Here is a 1,538-nt window from a genome sequence, read left to right as displayed (position 1 = left end):
CCATTCAGCTGGATTTTGAAATCCTTGTGTAAAGACTCTACCATTCGACATCTCTGTAAAGTTATTATTATCGTTTGGATCCCTTGCTCTAATAGTGATACCTTCGAGCAACTTACCAGCAATACTTTCTGCTGTAACCGCCCCAATTAGATTTATACGCTTCGCTTCAATTTGAATCTTTTCAGCCGTTTGGTTAATACTTGAAATGATATTACCGACTTTAACTGTGCTGAGAATACTTTTTTCAGTAACGTCAATACGCGATTCCATGTCTTTTACATAAGCATTTGTAGCATATTTACCATCAGATTGCTCTCGTGTATACACTTCTTCCTTTTTAGCAGAAATACGGATTCCTTCTTTTGTAGCTGCGAACTCTCTTGTAAAAATTTCTGTTTGCTTATTATAATCAGCTGTTGCTACCTTTTCTGCAATCTGTCCTAATAATTCGTCTCTACCGACAACGTCCATTGCATTTTCAGTAAACTCAGATGGCTTCATTCCACGCTGTAACATCATTCTAGATGCCCAAAGTCTTCCGTTTCTTACTACATAGAACCTAGCATCAACGAGTGCTGTTCCGGCTGGCGCTTTTGCTGTTCCATATGCGAATTTCCAGACGTTGTTTTCTAGAGGGATATCAAAACCCGCCGTAGATATTCTCGCACCAGAAGTGTTAAAAAACTCTATTTCTACCCTTACTCCCTTGTCGATTTTTCCTTTATCATCAGTCATAAACCAACCAGATATAACAAAATCTTCACCAGCTGCAGCTTTAACTTTTTCACTAATGCCGCCGCGCCAATTATCAGCGGTTAAACCACTTTGATCTGTTTTTATACTATAAGCACCGTTATACGTAACAGCTGTATCTCGTGAAACACTAGGCGCTAGTGACCAATGGCTTGAATCTGTTTTTAATAATGAGTTCCTTATTAAATTATCCATACCTATGCTACTAACATAGTTGCCAACTTCCGTTATAGTTACTTTACCTTTAATCGCTTCTGCTTGCGTTTCCAGTGTAGCTTTTGCATCTTGTATTTGCTTTCCTTGTGCCGATTGTGTTTCCTTGATACTGCTAACACTTTCTTTGATACCATCTGCGGTTTTCTCTACAGTAGTAACACGTTGATTAAAAGAATTTTGATTACTTTCGACTTTCGTTATACTTTCTTTTATGCCCTCCACACTCTTGACGATCTCGGTTGTTTTCTTAGTGAAATCTTCATTAGACACTTGATCTTCTGGAGCTGGTTGATGCGATGACGGAATTGTACCGATCCCAATTTGAAGATTTCTAAATTTAACAGTTCCAGAAGCACTCCTTAACAAGGCTGTTACTGTTAAATTATCAATTTCTTTATCTTCAATAACCTGTGATACTTTAAAATACCTACGATACGAATTGGTGCCAGCAGGAACTATCTTGCCATAACATGCTTCAAACCAATTTGTTTTCCCGTCTTTATACCCAACCCTTAATTCTATACCAACACTATTGTTACCAGCTGTTCCATGCACTAAATTCATTGTTT

General features: G+C 37.9%; 1 pseudogene. It reads right to left on the bottom strand.

Annotated features, from left to right (window positions below):
* Positions 1-1,538, bottom strand: a pseudogene (locus Q9306_RS24480) (phage tail spike protein); the annotation flags it as partial.

The sequence above is a fragment of the Bacillus multifaciens genome (assembly GCF_030756675.1).
In the GTDB taxonomy this organism is placed as follows: Bacteria; Bacillota; Bacilli; order Bacillales; family Bacillaceae_G; genus Bacillus_A; species Bacillus_A multifaciens.
The sequence above is the reverse complement of the archived record's forward strand: the minus strand, read 5'-3'. Positions and strand labels throughout refer to the sequence as shown.